This window comes from Leptospira kmetyi serovar Malaysia str. Bejo-Iso9 (assembly GCF_000243735.2).
Lineage (GTDB): Bacteria > Spirochaetota > Leptospiria > Leptospirales > Leptospiraceae > Leptospira > Leptospira kmetyi.
This window is the reverse complement of the sequence record NZ_AHMP02000003.1, coordinates 2,480,577-2,498,065: the sequence shown is the minus strand read 5'-3', so window position 1 is coordinate 2,498,065 and position 17,489 is coordinate 2,480,577. Positions and strand designations below refer to the sequence as shown.

Here is a 17,489-nt window from a genome sequence, read left to right as displayed (position 1 = left end):
TTTCCTCAATCCGCGATACACATTGCGAGTGCGTTGTAACGATTCGGCCAATCCCAAGAAGTGGCTTTTCCTTTACTGTTGATATGAGTTCCACCGCCGAACACGGAGATCTGCCAAGAACCCCAAGCGTTCGCGCCGTTTCCTAAATCGGTTCCGACGATTCCGTTTGCCGTCGAAGCGCTCACCGCGTTTGTGGAAGTCCAATATCTTTGATAATCGTTTCGGATAAAACCGGGGAAGCTCGAACCAGGAACCGTTTCATAACCGAGAGAACCTTCGTAGATGAGAATTCCCATCTGTTCGCTCAAGGTCGGAAGTCTCCACGTTTTCACTCCCGCAAAACCCGCGCCGGAGTTTGCAAGATTGAGTTGCAGACAATATTCGAGAGAATCTCCCCAAGTAAGGTCCAAAACTCCCGAGCCGGTGTTTCTCGCGATCAATGCGACGTTGTAAGGATCGACCGTGTCTTGAACGCAGGTTCCACCGGACCAAACGTAAGTCGGAGGACAGGTTTTCCAAATCGTATTGTTGACCGTGTCTTTTGTGATTCTATCGTTCGGATAACCCGGATTCGTTGTAGGAAGCCCTAAACCGTAAGGCATCACGCTCAGTTCGGAATCCTGACCGGAAGAAGCGCAAGCGGTCGCGTTTCCGGAAGCGTCGTAACAAGTCGTTTGCGCCGTGTCGGAAATCAAAGTCACTTTCGTTTCTACGACGGTTCTATAGTTGAGTTTGATCTTATTCGAAACGACGAACGCACCTGCGACCTTGTTTCCCGCCTTGTCCGTGAAATCGGTATCGTTGAACAGAAAGTAAAACGTATGCCATTCCGGTAATTTACTGTTCGTTGATATTTTGTAGGTTCTCGCGTCCGTCCAAGTTCCCGTCATCGTAGGCCAAGGAATGATCGGATTTCCGGAAACGCCTCCGTCGTGATGTTCCGGGAGAGGTGTTAGGTTCGTGTCCATATCCTCGTTGAAAACAAGAACGAAGTTATTCTGATCCACGCTCAAACTCAAGCTGTTGCTCGAAGGAGTCGCAGAAGTCACGTTAGGCGCCGTGTCGTCGCGGTTTAAGGTTTTGGAATTGTAGCCCACGTTGCTTCCCGCAGTGGTCAAACAAATGCGGACGGTATTCGCGCCCACGCTTAAATTGGTTCCGTTGATCGTGGATGTAATTTCCGTAGCCGCCGCCGCGGAACCCGTAATCGATAAGGAAGTTCCGTTCGTACCGGAATTACAATTGGAACCGCCCAAACGAAACTCGTAGGTTCCGGCGATATCCGATTGCCATTTGATTACGCTGCTGTCCACGCCGCGAAGATCCGATTTCGAAACGGAATTAACCGTGATCGTAGGATTTCCCACGGCAACGATGTATTGACTCGTGCTGGCCGCGCTGATATTACCCGCTCTGTCTACAGCGATCACTTTAACGTCCGTGGTCGCGTTATTCGCCACCGCAAACGCCGACGAATAAGAGGTGGAACCGGAACCGACTGTGCCGTCCGCGGCGATCGTAGGATCGGTTCCGTCGTTGCGATAAGCCATCGCGAGACAACCGGAAGAACCGGTGTCGTTGCAAGTTAAGGTAATGTTCGGAATCGAGGAACCGAAGGTTCCCGCCCCAGGAGAAAAACCGATCGAAGGCGCGGAATCGTCTCTGATTCCCGTGATCGTAACATTATCCCAATCGGTCGTGCCGTCCGGACTTTTCAAACAAAGTTTGATTCCGTTGCTTCCTACGCTCAGCGCGCTTGCGTTGATTCTGTTGGTTGTGGAAGTGGAAGAAGTTACGGTCGAGTTTGTATGAACGGTGCCGTCCGTGCAATTCGTTGCGCCTAAACGAAGTTCATAAGAACCGTTCAGACTGGAAGACCAAGAAATATCGTAGTATTGAATCGCTCCGGAATTATTACTCACATAAAAAGTAGTCGCAGTGGTGTAGTTCAAAGTACCAACGGGAGCCACAGGAGTTGTCGGAATAATCGGAGCGTCCGAACCGGGAATTTCTCCCGGAAAAGAAATGTTAGAACCCGGAAGAAAGAAAAAATTGAATCCGTTCTTTCCGTCTCCGACCAAACAATTCGAGAATAGAATCGCCCAACAAAAACTCAGGATATATAATAAGCGAATTTCTTTTTTTATTTTCGCATGTTGTCTTTTGATTTGTTTGATCATAAGAGATCCTCCACAACATTCTCACTCACAAAATTTGAATTCACTTGGAGGTAATTTACTCTTTTTTATTCAAGAATACCTCATCGCATATAACTAAGGAATTCTTTGATTATAAGTTAGAGCTTAGTGCTCTTTGAAGAATGGGACCACTCTGTAACGTTAGTCGCATTGTTGTAATAGTTTCAAGGAATGCTCAAAAAATGTGAGAAAAGTATGTTGAACTCGACTCAAAATGCAATGCTTTGCCGTTTTTACGAAAAGCCGTTATTCGATCATCCGCTAACGTGACTCGCTCTTTATTTTTTGCGAAATTCTCCCCGTTTTCAAAAAGATTTCGATATAAAAACTCGCTGAGATGAGTCCGGCTTTCCTATAATTCAGGAGGGTCGAAAATTCTTGCGTGAAACCCCTGTTTTGAGCCCGTTTTTGAGGGCTTGATTGTTTTAGCTAAAAACAATTAATTTCCAACCCCGATTGTCATAAATTTTTTTCAGGAGTTTACGAATTATAAATCTAAAAAAGTAAAAAATGAGCAAATGCTCGGAAACGTCGTTGTTACCAAAGTGCAGGGAACGCTATCTGCAAAAACATTTAGCAAAGAGTGTTTGGAAAGAATTGTTTGCACGATCGAACAGCAAAGGCACTCCGTCCCCAAATAAAAAGATGTATGTCTGGCAAAAATACAAACAAAACGACAAAAGGATTCGGATGTGGAAGAGGTTAAATATTATTCTTTAGCGGCAATGTTATACTTTATGATTGCCGCATTCGGGATTTTTAAAAGGAATAAGCAAAAGAATCTCGGCGCCCCGGTGCTGTTTTTCTTGATGGCTTGTGTTTTTTGGTCTTTTACGGCCACGATTTTTATCACGGAAAATACTCTCGTAAAGAAGTTATCCCAATATTTTTACGCCTATTTTTCGGTAACGATCGCTTTCTTTTTTATGAATCTCGCGGCCAACGCGAAGAACGGTGTTTTCCAATGCGCTTACGAAGAATTCTCCTCGCTTCGGAAATTACTTTTGAGAAGTTTTGCGGTCACCGCGGCGATCGTAGTCGCTTGGGATTTGCTGGATGAATTCAAAATTCCGAATCTTTCGGAAATGATTTCCTTGGGAACCTTTGTATTTTTCGCTTATCTTTTGTTTCAGATCGTAATTCCATTGCGTTCCTCTAAAAATAAAGCGGCGATGGTGAGAATTCTCCCTTCCGTCGGAGTTCTTCTGATCATCAAACTCACCGAAGTTTTTCGTTATTTCGAAGGCGCGAAATTTTTCGAACCGCTCAACACGATCAATTATTACTTTCTGATTCTTTCCCCGATCATCTTGAGCGAATTTGTTCCGATGATTTCCGATCTTCAAAGAACTCAAAACGATTTTCTTCTGAGCGATTCCGAAAGCGAAGACGACGGCGATAAGAATCTCGCGCAAAGGGATTCCAGTCAGGAGAAACGATCCTTGTTGGAAGATCTCAACATCGAAAAAGTGGAAAGCAAACTCACCGAGTTGATGCAAAGCGAGAAGATTCACTTGGATGAGGAGCTTAGACTTCCATCGTTGGCTTCCGAAATGGGACTTTCCGTGCATCATCTTTCCGCATTCCTCAACGAACATATGGGGATGAACTTCAATTCTTTTATCAATCATCATAGGGTCAAAGAAGCCAAGTCGATGTTGTTGGAAGAACCGGATCGTTCCATTCTTTCCATCGGAATGGCCGTCGGTTTTAGTTCTTCATCCGCGTTTCACAGAGCCTTTTTGAAAGAGACTAAAAAATCTCCGAAGGCGTTTCGCGAGGAGAATCTTCCGAACTACAAAAGCAAAGAAGATGAAATGGAAGATTTAGATTCCAGATATTCCCATTCTATTTAAGAATCGAAGAAATAGATAAAGAATCCTCGTTTTGTCGCGTTAGTCGCGCGGCTTTACGAGGAAAAGGAAGTCGGTAGTTTTATTTTCGCGGCCTCTCGGGTTCGCCGCTCATGGACTTGTCGTATACTTTTGAAAAATGTAGGAACTACTACGTTTTCAAAAATTCGGACAATCGATTCTTCCGTTTTTCTATCCTTTCGTTTCCCTATTTCTCGTTTCAAAATTGATTCCAATTCGATTCCAAGCAACCCATCAAATTCTTTTGAAACCATCGAAAAGAAATTAGTTTTTATTAAAAATTGATTCAAAAAATAGTCTATGATTTGTCTTTTAGATAGATTCCAACAAAGCGAATGTTCGAAAACCATGAAGCCGGTTTCTTTTTATAAAAACATCATATTCTTTTTTACATTGATAGCGCTCGCGTCTTGTGCGGAAGCAAATCGTTTTGCTTTGGATGGGCAAAGCGGCGCGTTACTCGCCTATGTGCAGGATACTTCGGAAATCGCAAGTTCGGGTGGAAACTTACCCGGATTTCGTTTCAGCGGAATCGTACAAGGAATCAAAACGGGAACCGTCGAACTCAAGTTAAACGATGAGATTCTTCCCATGTCCGCAAACGGAAGTTTTCAATTTGCGACTTCCGTAACCCAAAACAAAAGTTATCAACTTGCAGTCGCAACCGCTCCGAGCGGACATTCTTGTAAGATTTTTGCCGATTCAACGGAAAATCCTTCCGGTATCGCGAGCGCGGACGTTTCCAATTTGGTCGTTTATTGCACGACGATTCTGATCAACGGAAAGTTCAAGGGCGATACGATCGACATCAAAGAAGACGGAACCGCTCTCAACTTCGACATCGCTCTCAGCGGACCTCACGGGCCGGGAGATCCGGTGACTCATATCGGACTTTCCACAAGCGCGACGATCGATCATTTCAGTCCCGGACCCGAAACATTCGATACGAACTTTGCAAACCCGGATTCGGTTTCCGTGAGAGCCTCCGATTTGACTCCGGCAAACAGCGGAGATTTTGGAAATAAAAGTTATACGCTGACCGTGACCGCGGCGCCGATCAATCTTTCTTTGGATTTTACGATTCGAATTCTGGATAACGATCGCAGGGTTCGTCAGATCTCAAGAATGAGCGGCGGGAACATGCAATACGGCGGCGCCGCTTTGGGTGTGCAAGGCGCGGATTCTGCGTGTAGCGCGGACGCGGGATTTATTTCCAAGGCGTTGGTCGGGGTCGCTTCCCGCGTTCCCGGAAACGCGGACTGGCCCATTCTGCCGAACACGAGATATTATAACTACGATACGTTGAATCCGATCGCAACGTCCGACGCCAACGGTGTGATTCCATACGCGACTTTATACGGAAGTACGGCGATCGGAGCCGTAAACTTTTGGTCGGGTTTTAATACGAACTGGACCGTGAACTCAAATAACTGCAACGATTGGACGAACGGTTCCAGCGGAACGGGACTCGCCGGAGACGCTTCCACGAACGTTGCGTGTACTACGGGAAACCGTTACACACTTTGTATCGAACAACAGTAAGAAAAAATCATCGATGATGATGCGAGCGGTTTCTTCCGATGATCGCATACAAACCTTTTGCTACGGTTTGAAGCGCTCTCGTCATCACTCCCTTCAACTTGATCTTTAAGAACAATTCCAATACGAGTTCTCTCAGCGCGAGATCGAACGGAAGATTATAATTCTTCCAATCGATCGTAAAATGAAACGGATAACTCTGTTCGGGTTTATCCTGAGAATGCGGAGCGAAGTGAATCAACGTTCCTTCCACCGCGGTTTGATCCGCGTTGATATGTTTGAACTCCACGTAAATCTGAACCCGGTTTTTTAAGAACGGAAGAGGAATCACCTGTAGGCCCGCGAGCTCGGACCAAGTGATGTCGCTTAACGATAGGAATCCTCTCGTTTCTCCGGCTAAAACTCCGATCTTGAGATTTCCCCGTTTACCGAGTCTGCACGATCCGCTTTTGGTTCTGAAAAGAATCTCCAGCGGCGATCCCGAATCCATATAACCGCCGTCGATCGTTATATCGCGCAGTTGTATCGAATACGTCGGAGTCAACGTTTTGTCGACGATGGAGATCGATCCGTTTTCTATTTTCATATTTTGGAATACGATTCTTCCGCGTTTGGGCATCAGACCGATTTTCTTGTGAGGACTCACGATGTTCGTGTAGTCCATATGAAAGTTTTTGAATATGGAAGAGGGAATTCTCAACCTGCCTTTGAAGAGGGATAAAAAATCGATCTTCATGTTGAGAGAGGAAATTCTCGCGTAAACCTGATCCGTTTTTAGAATTCCGGGAAACTCGATCGTGCAGTTTTTGGAGATCACGTAAAAAATCGGAAGGAGAATTCCGGACGAAACCCAACGAAACTTAAAATGACGGAACGAAAAGAAATTAACGAGAAGTTGTATGACCGGGCCGGAAAGCAGAAACTGAAAACCGGCGTAGACGATGAGAAGATAGAATAACGTTTCCCAAACCCAGTTCACGGACGAGGCTCCCTGAATCGGGGCGAATGAAAGAATAGAAGGCGGTTGTTTCTCAAAAGATAGGTTTACTTTTTCTTCTCGAGAATTCTGTTCTCGATATTCTTCTTATCCATGGAAGAAATTTCGAGTTCTTTCGCGAGATCGTCCAAAAACTCCCTTTCCTTTTTCGTAAGAGATCCGTCCATCGATACGATGACACAAGCGTCTTCGTAAAATCCGGCGGCCATGATAGGATTGCCCTCCGAAAAATTGCGGACCGTTTTTACGGGAAGCGGATTTTCGAATACGTCCGATAACTCGCTGATGATCGAAGTCTTTTCTCCTTGATGATCGAAGAAGATACAACCTTCTTCGAAAAGAGCTTTGACCATTTGTCCCACGAGACTTCCTTCCTTTTGATGAAAGATTCCGTCGGCCATGCAGGAATAAGACCAGATGCTGACGAGAACCTTCGCGTAGTTCATCTTCAGATGGAATATCTCTTGTTCGGGGTCCATTTCTTCTCTGAACTTTTCATAGAATTCATGCCCCGGCAGGACTTTACTTGCAAGGGATGAAAGATTCTCCATTGGCATCGGGAGTTCCTCCAGGTTTTCAGAAAATTCTATCCTAACCATTGATTTTGCAATGAAAATCTGAAAAGAAAGACGTTGATTTTGACCTAAATTTTAAGAACCTGACTTTTGTGAACTCTTCTCTTAAAAGAATCCCAAGAAAGATACTGGTTACGTCGGCGCTTCCCTATGCGAACGGTCCGATTCACTTAGGACATGTGTTGGAAGGAATACAAACGGACATCTGGGTTCGTTTTCAAAAAGCCAACGGAAACGAATGTCACTTCTTCTGCGCGGACGATACACACGGCACTCCGGTAATGTTGGCGGCGCGTAAGGAAGGGATCACTCCCGAACAACTGATCGAAAGAGTTCAAAAGGAACACTATCGGGACCTGAGCGCGTTCGGCGTTCAGTATGATAATTATTATTCTACGAATTCCGAAGAAAACAAAATCATTTCGGAAAAAATTTATTTACAACTCAAAAAAAACGATCATATCGCGCGCAGAGGGATAGAACAATCCTATTGCGAACACGATCAGATGTTTCTTCCCGATCGTTTTATCAAAGGGACTTGTCCGAATTGTAAATCCAAGGATCAATACGGAGACAACTGCGAGGTCTGCGGTAAAACGTATAGCCCGAAGGATTTGATCGATTCTCACTGCGCACTTTGCGGAACCGCGCCGGTTCTGAAGAATTCGGATCATATCTTCTTTAAGTTGGAAGACTTTCAAGCCTTCTTAAAGGAATGGATCGAAACGGGAGATCACGTAACGGAAGGGGTTCAGAAAAAACTGAGAGAATGGTTCGAAGCCGGTCTGCAACAATGGGACATCTCGCGAGACGGGCCTTACTTCGGTTTTGAAATTCCGGGTGAGAAGAATAAATACTTTTACGTTTGGTTGGACGCTCCGATCGGATACATGGCTTCCTCTTTGAACTTTTTCAAAGGAGATTGGGAGAAGTTCGATTCTTTTTGGAAGAACGAGGATGCGGAAGTCGTTCACTTTATCGGTAAGGATATATTATACTTTCACGCTTTGTTTTGGCCCGCGATGTTGCACGGAAGCGGTTACAAAACTCCGAAGAACGTTCACGTTCACGGATTTATCACCGTCAACGGAGAGAAGATGTCCAAGTCTCGCGGAACGTTCATCAACGCGAGCACATACGCCAAACATCTCGATCCGGAACATCTTCGTTTTTATCTCGCCGGAAAGTTGAGCCCCGGAATGGACGATCTCGATCTTTCCTTTGACGATTACGCGGCGCGCGTAAATTCCGATCTTGTGGGAAACCTGGTCAATCTCGTCTCCAGAATTTCCACGAGCATTTTGGATCAGCTCGATCGCACGCTCGGCGTTTTGCCCGCGGACGGAAAAGAATTGTTAAACGAATTGATCCATCAGAAGATCAAACAGGGAACCGGCGAATACGCGATTTTGGATATTATAAAAATCGCATACGAACAAAAGAACTACGCTCGTGTGATGCGGGAAATCACGCGTCTCGGCGATACGGTCAACCGTTACGTAAACGACAACGCTCCTTGGAAGCTGATTAAGGAGAATCCCGAAAAAACCAGGGAAGTCGTGACCACGGTTTTGAATGCGAGCAGAATTCTCGCGGTTTATCTGTACCCGGTCGTTCCGAAAGTTTCCGAGAAAATCTACGCGTTGCTCGGTCTCAAGGAAACTCCCAAGTTTCACGATTTGGAAGAATTGAAAGTATTAGAAAAAACGAAAGTGAATCCGTACGAAATGATCACAAAACGTGTGGATGAAAAGGCAATCAACGCTATGTTAGAAGAAAACAAACAATCCGTGGACGCTTCCAAAAAAGCGGAGCCCGCAAAAATTACGAACGATTCTCCCCAAGAAGAAAGAACGGAGATTTCGATCGACGATCTTGCAAAGGTCGAACTTCGAGTCGGTCAGATCGTGGAAGCCGGGCCGGTCGAAGGCGCGGACAAACTCGTAAACGTGAAAGTCGATCTCGGAGAACTCGGAATCAAAAACGTTTTCGCCGGAATCAAAGTCGCTTATCAACCGGAGGATCTCAAAGGTCTAAAAGTTGTGGTGGTCGCCAATCTTAAACCGAGAAAGATGAAGTTCGGCGTTTCCGAGGCGATGTTGCTCGCTTCGGGAGAAGGGGAGTCCTTAAGTTTGTTCGTTCCTCATAAGGACGCGAAACCGGGCGATAAACTGAAGTGATTTTCGGTCGCTTCGCTTATCAAATCGGATTAAAATGTAGACAAGCCGTTTTGAGAAACGTTTCGATCGGGAATATGATAAATTCGTAAAGTAATATGCCTCTACAACTGGATATCACATACAGCTTTCAAAGACTCTTGGAAAAGAGTAAGAACGTGGGAGGCCGTCTCGTATCCAGACAACTTACACATATCGTGGATTCCTTTATTCTTTCCAAATTCGAGGAATCCGGCGTGGAATTCAAGTCGGGGGAGGAGCTCTGTATCATCGCGATGGGCGGTTACGGAAGAATGGAGATGGCTCCCCATTCCGACATCGATTTATTGTATCTACACAACGGGATCAAGGAACAAAGACTCGAATCGGTCATCGGAAAGATCAACACGTATCTCTACGATTCCGGAAAGGAAGTCGGACATTCCTGTAGAACGATCAAGGAATGTTTTCAATATCTGGACGACATGTCTTCTTATCACGCTTTTTTGGACGCGCGTTTTCTCGCGGGTTCGAGGGCCTTGTTCGAAAAGTTCAAAACGGATTTTCTCGAAAAACTTCCTTCCAAATGGACGAAACGTTATAACGAAGTGAAGGAGGAGATTTTATCCTCCCGGTTTTTGAACGAAGAAAGGCCGATTTTGTTAAGCGAACCGAATCTGAAAACGGATCTATGCGGTCTTCGCGACATTCAATATATGTTTTGGATGGAGAAGTCGGTTCGGAATCTTCCTTCCCTCGGCGGGTTGTCCATTCTTCCAGTATTTCAAAGAGGAGAGATTCAACTCTTGCAGGAAGCGTACGATTTTATTCTCCGCACGCGGATCGCGATGCATAAGATCACTTCCAGAAAAACCGATCGTCTCGATCTCAATCTTCAACAGGACGTCGCCGAATCACTGGGTTTCGGAAAAAAAGAGGAACTTTCCTCGGTGGAAAAGTTCATGCACGTTTTGTATCGTCATCAGAAGAATATCTACTTCATCATCCGCACGTATTTGGATTCCATCATCGAAAAAAGAAAAAGTTCGGAAGGGGAAAGTTTTCCATACGAGGATCTTCATTTCTTCAAGATCGGGGACACCGTGTTTCCTCCCGTGATCGGAACTCTTTTCACCAATCCGCATACGATCTACAGGGACGTTATGCGTTCTTTTCGTATGATCCAGGAAAAGAATCTTCAGATTTCGGGAACTTTGTTAAACGAATTCAGATTCGCGTCCAACTTTTTGGACGACGATTTCAAATATTCTTCCGAAGTGAACGAGGAGTTTCTCAAGATCCTAAGAACCCCTTCTCAAAGAGGAAGGGTTTTGAAACTCATGCACGAGTCCGGGGTTTTGGGTGCGATTCTTCCCGAGTTCGGAGCTTGTACGAACTTTCCTTTGTTTAGTTATCATCACGAATTCACCGTCGACGAACATACATTATTGATTTTGCATGAACTCGATCTTCTCGATCAGGGAGAATTCCAGGACGCCGAGGTTCAAAAGGCGTATAAGGAATGTTCCAAGATAGAATTGTTGGCTCTTGCGATTTTACTCCACGACGCAGGAAAGGTCAAAGAAGGGGATCATTCCGAATACGGAGGAGAACTCGTCGTTTCGGTTTGCGATCGATTGGGTCTAAGCGAAGAGGACACGGATCTTTGCCGTTTTCTCGTGGAAAAACATACCTTGATGTCCGAGCTCAGTTCCAAACGGGACATCGGCGATCCGAAGCTGATCTTCGATTTCGCGAGAATCGTGGGAAGCAGAGAAAGATTAAGAAAACTTTATATTCTTACCGTGATCGATACGAAGTCGGTGGGAACCGGAGTTCTTACCCATTGGAAAAGCGCGATTCTCAACACGCTTTATCAGAATACGATTCCGTATCTTGTGAGCGACTCCAAGGATAACTTCGGAGAAACCGGACCTTCCCGAGACGTTCAGTTGGACGATCTTAAGAATTATCTGATCGGCAAAGAAGGTTTGGAAGAAGGAATCGCGAAGTCGGTCGCCGCATTCGCACACGAAGTCACTCCGTCCTCGTATCTCAACGCGGTTTCCAATCGTAAAATATTACGAAACTTTAAAGCGATCGGAACGCTTGCACAGGATTCTTCCTTGGGGATGATCTTTGAAACGGAACAGGATCCGGCCTTCGTAACGATCGACGTGATTACCGCGAACCAACCCGAAATTCTTTTGGATTTGTCCTGCGCCGTTTCTTCCGAGGGCTTAAGTCTTTTGGGAATGAAAAGTTATACGTTGAACGAGTATTGGATCACCACGGTTCAGTTGACCGATACGACCGGCGGCGGAAATCTTTCCCAAGAAAAACTGGATCGTATCGAAGCGAAGCTGAAGTCCATCTCTTCCGGAAATTTAAAACGGGAAAGTATCGCGTTTCAAAGAACCGATTGGAATCCGAGAAAACCCACGCCCGAAAGTATCGTCAATCGATCCGTTATGTTTTACAACGGCGATTTGCCCGATATGACGATCATGGAAGTGAGAATGCCGGACGTCGTCGGTTTGGTTTATCGAATCTTACAAATCATTCTTCATCTGGATTTGAAGGTTCGTTACTTGAGAGTTTCGACAAGCGCCGATTATGCGTATGATTCTTTTTACATTCAAACGTCGGACGGAAACAAACTCGAGGACGCGGATCTTCTTTTTAAGTTGAGGGAAAAAATTCTCACCATACAATTCGGCGAACAGATCCTCGAAGAAATTTCGTTCTGATCGAATTGAAACGAAGTCGTTTTATGAATCCGCGTTCACGTTAGTTTGTTTTACATGCGTCTTCGATTCCTTTTTTCGCTCGCTTGAAAATGCGGGTGGACTTATACTTTCCAAAGATATCTTTTCCGAAAACCAAAGATAGAACGTAAAGTTTCGGAAAAGTTTTACGAACTAGGAGAGAACGATGCAGTATCCTTTAAATCAAGCCGCAAACCCGGCGCTCGCGCCCTTCGATATTTCCGATTATCGCGGCAATCGCGGAAAGAATTTTTACGAAGAAGATCGGGTTCTGCAGACTCTCGTGGAAAAATATTCCAAAGGTTACGATGCGGCTCATAAGAAGGCGATGATAGAACATCTTCTCGGTTACGGAGCTTTGGTCGGAGGGGTTCTCGACGAACTCACAGAAGCTTGTCACAAGGAAGGAAAATACGGAGAGGTCGTAAAATACGATCGAACCGGAAACAGAATCGACGCGGTCGTTTATTCCAACGAACAAAAACTATCCAGAAAAATCTCCTATGATTACGGAATCGTAAATCTCAACTATCATTCTTCCTGGAAACATCCTTTTACCGATCTGCATCGTTATTCGCTCGCGTATCTCGCCAATCAAAACGGAGAAGGCGGAGTCACTTGTCCTCTCGCGATGACCGAAGGAATGATTAAGGTTCTCGAAGCCTTGGGAACTCCCGAACAAAAAGAAAAGTATCTTCGTCTTGTCGCAGGGGAAGGAAGCGAATCGCATTTTATGGCGGGTCAATATGTCACAGAAAGAGTGGGCGGTTCCAACGTAAGCGCGAACAGAACGATCGCGAGAAAACAGGCGAACGGCAAATGGATTCTCACCGGAGAGAAATGGTTCTGTTCCAATCCCGGCGATCTTTGGGTGACCACGGCGAGAGTGGAAGACACGAACACGATCGGAATGTTTTTGGTTCCGCGCATCAAGGACGACGGTACGTTAAACGGACATCATATTCTCCGTAAAAAGGACATCATCGGATCGAGGGGAAAACTCACCGTCGAAATCATCTACGACGGAGTGGAAGCCGAGGCGCTCGGAAGACCCGCGCACGGAATCGCAAACCTAATCAAATACGTGATCGGAATTTCAAGACTTCACGTTTCCATAGCGGCTTCTGGAATTTCAAGAAGGGCTTGGATGGAAGCGTACGAATACGCGAAGTTCAGAACCGCATACGGAAGTAAAATATTAGAATTTTCTTCTTTGCTAAAACAGCTCAGCGATCAAAGACTTAAACATACCGCGATGCTCGCTTCGATCTTCCGGCATTTTCATACGCCCGAACCTTTAAAACTCGCGGGAGAAGTTTTGGCTCCTTTGTTGAAATACAAATGTTCCGCGACTTCCACCGAAATCACGTACAACTCCATTCTCGTGTTGGGCGGAAACGGAATCGTAGGCGACTTCTCCGCAATCCCGAGATTGCATAACGATTCCATCATCAACGAAACCTGGGAAGGAACGCATCTTTTGTTAAGCGAACACGTTTTACGCGGGTTCAAACGGGAAAAGGTCGCAAAGGCGTTCTTTAAATACGTGGAAGAGATCACGGATTCGAGTTCGGAAGCGGCGGAAACAATTCGGAAAAAATCCGAACTTCTGCAGGGACTTTTGAACGATTCGAGTCAGGAAGAATTGGAACTGAACCGGATTTACATCTCGGACCTGGCCTTTGAAACGTTCGCGTTAGCCGCTCTTTCCGACGTTTCCGGAAAGAATGCGCCAAACGCACAAAAGGATCTTGGCGTATTCCGGGACGGATATTTGGACTTGGTCAATTCTTCCCATACGTTTTCAAAACGAGGGGACTTTTCGGGAAACAGCGAACGTCTGAAATCCGTGATTCACTTCTGATCGGCGATTGACAAGATCGACAAGCCCGATTCGTTCTATCATTCTATCGACGTGGCCGCGGATGTAGTTGTCGAAGTAGAAGCCATCGCAAAGGAAATCGATTTCTCCCGAACTAACTTTTCGGCGAGTTCGATTTCCACTGGATGAGAATAAAAATAACCCTGACCGAAATCGCAATTCAGTTCGCGAAGGAGCTTGTGTTGCGTTTCGTTTTCCACACCTTCTACGATGATCGCCTTTCCCATCGCTTGGACCAGGTTGACCATGGAAGTAATCACGGCCCGCGTCGAAGTCTGAAAGTAATTAAAAAGAAACATCTTATCGAGTTTGATGTAATCGATCGGAAGATGAATCAATCTTCCCAGGGAAGAATAACCCTTTCCGAAGTCGTCGATCGCAAACTTAAATCCGTAATCTCTCAACTTTCCGACCACTTTGCTGATCTGAGATTCTCTCGAATCGAAAGAATCCTCCACGATTTCCAAAATGATCGAACAAGGTTGAATCTTATAGTAGTCGCTCGCTTCCTTTAAGAGAGGAAAAATATTCTTATCCGAAAGTTGTTTCGGAGAAATGTTCAAGGACAAGGATATATTCTCGGATTTTAATATAGAATTTTGGTAATATCGAAACGTTTCCCAGATCATCCATTCCCCGATCGTTTTGATGAAACTGGAACTTTCCGCGATCGAAATAAAACTTCCCGGGAGAAGTTTTCCCTTTTCGGGATGATTCCAACGCACCAAAGTTTCCATGGAAAAAATCCTGTTTTCCTTTAGGTCGAGAATCGGTTGAAAATGGATTTCGAGTTCGTTACGATGCAGAACCTTGCGGAGATCGATTTCGATCTTCGCCTTTTCCGAAGTCGATTCGATCGCGGTTTGATCGTAATAAAAAAGAGAATTCGGGCCGATCATACAGGAATGATGAAGCGCTTCCTTTAGAATTCGAAGCGCGTTCATATCCGTTCCCGAATTGGAATCGAATTTGGTATAACCGATATTGACGTTGAGATGAAATTCCCTTCCTTCGTACGTAAACGGAAAGTCGAAAAGCATACGAATACATTCCGCGAACCATTCCGCTTTCGCTTCCGAATTCACATGGGAAGAAGATATTAGAAATTTATCATTTTCGATTCGGAAAAGATGATCGTTTCGATCCACGTATTTTTTGAGTCGATCGGTGACTTTTCCGTAGATAAACTCGAAGTAAGAATTGTTCTCGTTCGATACGATCGCGTCCGGGTTGCAGACCGAAAGTAAAAACGAATAATGTCCGTCGATCCCGGTTTCTTCCTCTGCGATCTGATTTCCGAAATGATTTAAGAAATATTTTTGATTCGGAAGATTGGTACTTTTATCCCATTGCCCCGCCTCGTATTCTTTTCGAGGTTGTGCGTTCGGTTGCGGTTTGAAGCGGATCATATAAGAATCTTCGAAATCGTGGATGCTCAGTTTCAGTTGAAAATTCGTTTCGCTCAGGAAAGAATCTTCGGCGTCTTCCGTTTCCCGCAGAAGATGCGAGATGTTCGTATCGTTTCCGAGATCCTGTTTTTCTTTCGATTTGAGAACAGGTATTATCTTTTCGTAAAGTATTTGGAAATTGGGGAACGACCAAAAATTTTGAAACTTATGATTTGCGTATACGGTTTTCCAGTCACGATCGACAACGACGATTCCTTCCGCAGATTGATCCGAAAAATACAATAAGGATTTCTGCAAGGATGGCGATAGATTCTGTATTTGCGTTCCCATGTATGAAATTCTAACGTCAAACCGCTATAATGAAATCCGTTCTATAATTCAAAATATTCGCTATTATAAGTATACATACAAAGTTGCTTTTATTTTGAGATAGTTTTTACGAAAAAAATATATCTTTGTGATACTCGATCGGTTTGTCGGAGGGACGAGGATGGTTCGGTTTCGCTCTTTCGCATACGGAATCTTGCGTTAAAACAAATAAATCATTGGCCTCAGAACGGTTTTCCTCTTTCTGGAATCAGGTTTTTACGTTCGGTTTATTTTGAACGGGTTCTAAAAATAAATTTTCCGAAAGCAAGGATATTGGTTTTGAATATAGAGTTCTATAAGTTTCAGTATGTAGAAATTCAAAAACTGCTGAACGACATCGAAAAAAGGCTTCTCGGCGAAATTTCGGAAGGTATGGACGAACTCCTTCACGAGTTGGCGAGTTTTTCCGCCCGATTGAGACTTCATTTGAATATAGAAGAAAACCTGTTGTATCCAAAAATCAAAAGTATGAAGGACGAATTCGCGTCCACTCTTGCGGAAGACTTTATCGCACGCACCATCGATCTAAAAAATCATTTTAAGAAATATCATTGTAAGTGGCTACTTCCATCTTCCATTCTCAAGGAAGAAAAAGAATTTCGCGAAGAAACGGAAACACTGATCCTAAAACTCAGAGATCGAATTCGAAAGGAAGAAAACGAAATCTACGTTCTTTTTTAGAATCAATCGCAACTAACGTCTTTCCATCCAGTCGATACAAGCGCTCAAAAGTTTTCCCATCGTCTCGGCTCCCTTGTTTAAGGGATAACCGTGTCCCGGTAAAACCCATTCAAAAGAATAGTCCCGCAAACGTTTCATCGATCGGATCTGTTCCGGCCAAGAATACCAGCAAACGCTTCGAAACGCGATCAATCTTTCTTTGTGAGGATCGTACGCCAGATGATCTCCCGTAAATAAAAACCGATCCTTGTATAAAAGAACCGCGTGCCCTTTTGTATGTCCGGGCGTCGGTATGATTTTTAAGTCTTCGTCCAACTCGAAGACCGATTCTCCGGTAAGAATGATTTCCGAATTCGGGGCCGCTCTTCGATCGGCTTCGTGAATGATTCTTTCGCATCCGAATCGTTCGTGAAACTTTTCGTGATCGGCCACATCGTCTTGGTGAGTCAGGAAATGATAACGGATTCCTCCGAGCGTTTCGATCTTGTCGGCAAGGGAAGGCACGTAGCGGGGAGAATCGATCAATATGTTTCCATTCTCCCTTTGAATGAAATACGAAAACGCTCCGAACGAATCCTTGGAATGATATCCGCTATGATATACGTTTGTTTCGATTCGAGTCGGAAAGGTTTCTTTGGCGGCTTGTAGATCCATTCTGTCCTCGGTTCCGATGGAAGTCGTGGGACAAGCGATCGAGGCGCGCAATGCGTCTATCTTTTCGAGTTCTGTTTCAGGCTGTTTCCATACGTAAGAAGCGCCGTTTTTTTCGGAGAATGTGCCGGGCGCGAGAATTCTACAGGTTTCACAATCGATACAAGTGGAATCCACATAGAAGTTGCCTTCTTGGTTTTCGACGCGCTTTTTGAGCCTATTTGCCATAATTCTTAGACTTTCAATCCTCGTTGTTCGTCGGTTCGCTCGGGGTTTACATCGATCGAAAAACTGCGCGAACCGCGACGCGGTTTAAGGTTTGTTCGTATGGAAATAAATTTCCGAATTCCATTCTTTGCCGATTTTAAAGACTTTCTTTTTTCGTCGGAT

At 44.9% G+C, this 17,489-nt stretch carries 11 protein-coding genes; 6 read left to right on the top strand and 5 right to left on the bottom strand.

The window, feature by feature from the left end; translation table 11 throughout:
* Positions 1–5 precede the first annotated feature (5 nt).
* A complete protein-coding gene (locus LEP1GSC052_RS14135) occupies positions 6–2,180 on the bottom strand; it encodes an Lcl domain-containing protein (RefSeq protein ID WP_020986130.1) in 2,175 nt (724 codons plus the stop codon).
* Positions 2,181–2,890: 710 nt separating this feature from the next.
* Here LEP1GSC052_RS14135 and LEP1GSC052_RS14130 point away from each other — a divergent pair.
* Positions 2,891–4,054 (top strand): helix-turn-helix domain-containing protein, encoded by a 1,164-nt coding sequence (locus LEP1GSC052_RS14130; RefSeq protein ID WP_020986416.1) that lies wholly within the window; start codon positions 2,891–2,893, stop codon positions 4,052–4,054.
* Positions 4,055–4,420: 366 nt separating this feature from the next.
* Positions 4,421–5,614 (top strand): DUF1554 domain-containing protein, encoded by a 1,194-nt coding sequence (locus LEP1GSC052_RS20735; RefSeq protein WP_010573604.1) that lies wholly within the window; start codon positions 4,421–4,423, stop codon positions 5,612–5,614.
* A 7-nt stretch (positions 5,615–5,621) separates the two neighbouring features.
* Here the strand turns inward: LEP1GSC052_RS20735 and LEP1GSC052_RS14115 are convergent, their stop codons facing one another.
* Positions 5,622–6,590, bottom strand: a complete 969-nt coding sequence (locus LEP1GSC052_RS14115) for an AsmA family protein (RefSeq protein ID WP_010573605.1) — start codon at positions 6,588–6,590, stop codon at positions 5,622–5,624.
* Between the two features lie 65 nt (positions 6,591–6,655).
* Positions 6,656–7,159, bottom strand: coding sequence for a tellurite resistance TerB family protein (locus LEP1GSC052_RS14110; RefSeq protein WP_020986261.1), 504 nt, complete (start codon positions 7,157–7,159; stop codon positions 6,656–6,658).
* A gap of 116 nt (positions 7,160–7,275) precedes the next feature.
* Between LEP1GSC052_RS14110 and metG the strand changes: the two genes are divergently transcribed.
* From metG to LEP1GSC052_RS14095, 3 genes are all read left to right on the top strand, one after another.
* Positions 7,276–9,363, top strand: a complete 2,088-nt coding sequence (gene metG, locus LEP1GSC052_RS14105) for a methionine--tRNA ligase (RefSeq protein ID WP_040913043.1) — start codon at positions 7,276–7,278, stop codon at positions 9,361–9,363.
* A 95-nt stretch (positions 9,364–9,458) separates the two neighbouring features.
* Positions 9,459–12,089: a [protein-PII] uridylyltransferase family protein gene (locus LEP1GSC052_RS14100; RefSeq protein ID WP_010573607.1), complete on the top strand. Its 2,631-nt coding sequence runs from the start codon at positions 9,459–9,461 to the stop codon at positions 12,087–12,089.
* A gap of 184 nt (positions 12,090–12,273) precedes the next feature.
* The gene (locus LEP1GSC052_RS14095) at positions 12,274–13,971 is read left to right on the top strand and encodes an acyl-CoA dehydrogenase family protein (protein ID WP_010573608.1); all 1,698 of its coding nucleotides are present in this window, start codon (positions 12,274–12,276) and stop codon (positions 13,969–13,971) included.
* A gap of 38 nt (positions 13,972–14,009) precedes the next feature.
* Here LEP1GSC052_RS14095 and LEP1GSC052_RS14090 read toward each other — a convergent pair whose 3' ends face one another.
* Positions 14,010–15,728 (bottom strand): GGDEF domain-containing phosphodiesterase, encoded by a 1,719-nt coding sequence (locus LEP1GSC052_RS14090; protein ID WP_051185369.1) that lies wholly within the window; start codon positions 15,726–15,728, stop codon positions 14,010–14,012.
* Between the two features lie 318 nt (positions 15,729–16,046).
* On the opposite strand from LEP1GSC052_RS14090, the gene LEP1GSC052_RS14085 reads away from it, so the two are divergent.
* Positions 16,047–16,448 (top strand): hemerythrin domain-containing protein, encoded by a 402-nt coding sequence (locus tag LEP1GSC052_RS14085; protein ID WP_020986535.1) that lies wholly within the window; start codon positions 16,047–16,049, stop codon positions 16,446–16,448.
* A 12-nt stretch (positions 16,449–16,460) separates the two neighbouring features.
* Here LEP1GSC052_RS14085 and LEP1GSC052_RS14080 read toward each other — a convergent pair whose 3' ends face one another.
* The gene (locus LEP1GSC052_RS14080; protein ID WP_010573611.1) at positions 16,461–17,327 is read right to left on the bottom strand and encodes an MBL fold metallo-hydrolase; all 867 of its coding nucleotides are present in this window, start codon (positions 17,325–17,327) and stop codon (positions 16,461–16,463) included.
* Positions 17,328–17,489: the final 162 nt, after the last annotated feature.

Excerpts from the sequence above, each read along its gene's own strand:
- LEP1GSC052_RS20735 (WP_010573604.1), top strand. The coding sequence starts at position 4,421 with ATGAAGCCGGTTTCTTTTTATAAAAACATCATATTCTTTTTTACATTG.
- LEP1GSC052_RS14090 (WP_051185369.1), bottom strand. The coding sequence starts at position 15,728 with ATGGGAACGCAAATACAGAATCTATCGCCATCCTTGCAGAAATCCTTA.
- LEP1GSC052_RS14135 (WP_020986130.1), bottom strand. The coding sequence starts at position 2,180 with ATGATCAAACAAATCAAAAGACAACATGCGAAAATAAAAAAAGAAATT.
- LEP1GSC052_RS14110 (WP_020986261.1), bottom strand. The coding sequence starts at position 7,159 with ATGGAGAATCTTTCATCCCTTGCAAGTAAAGTCCTGCCGGGGCATGAA.
- LEP1GSC052_RS14080 (WP_010573611.1), bottom strand. The coding sequence starts at position 17,327 with ATGGCAAATAGGCTCAAAAAGCGCGTCGAAAACCAAGAAGGCAACTTC.
- LEP1GSC052_RS14100 (WP_010573607.1), top strand. The coding sequence starts at position 9,459 with ATGCCTCTACAACTGGATATCACATACAGCTTTCAAAGACTCTTGGAA.
- LEP1GSC052_RS14095 (WP_010573608.1), top strand. The coding sequence starts at position 12,274 with ATGCAGTATCCTTTAAATCAAGCCGCAAACCCGGCGCTCGCGCCCTTC.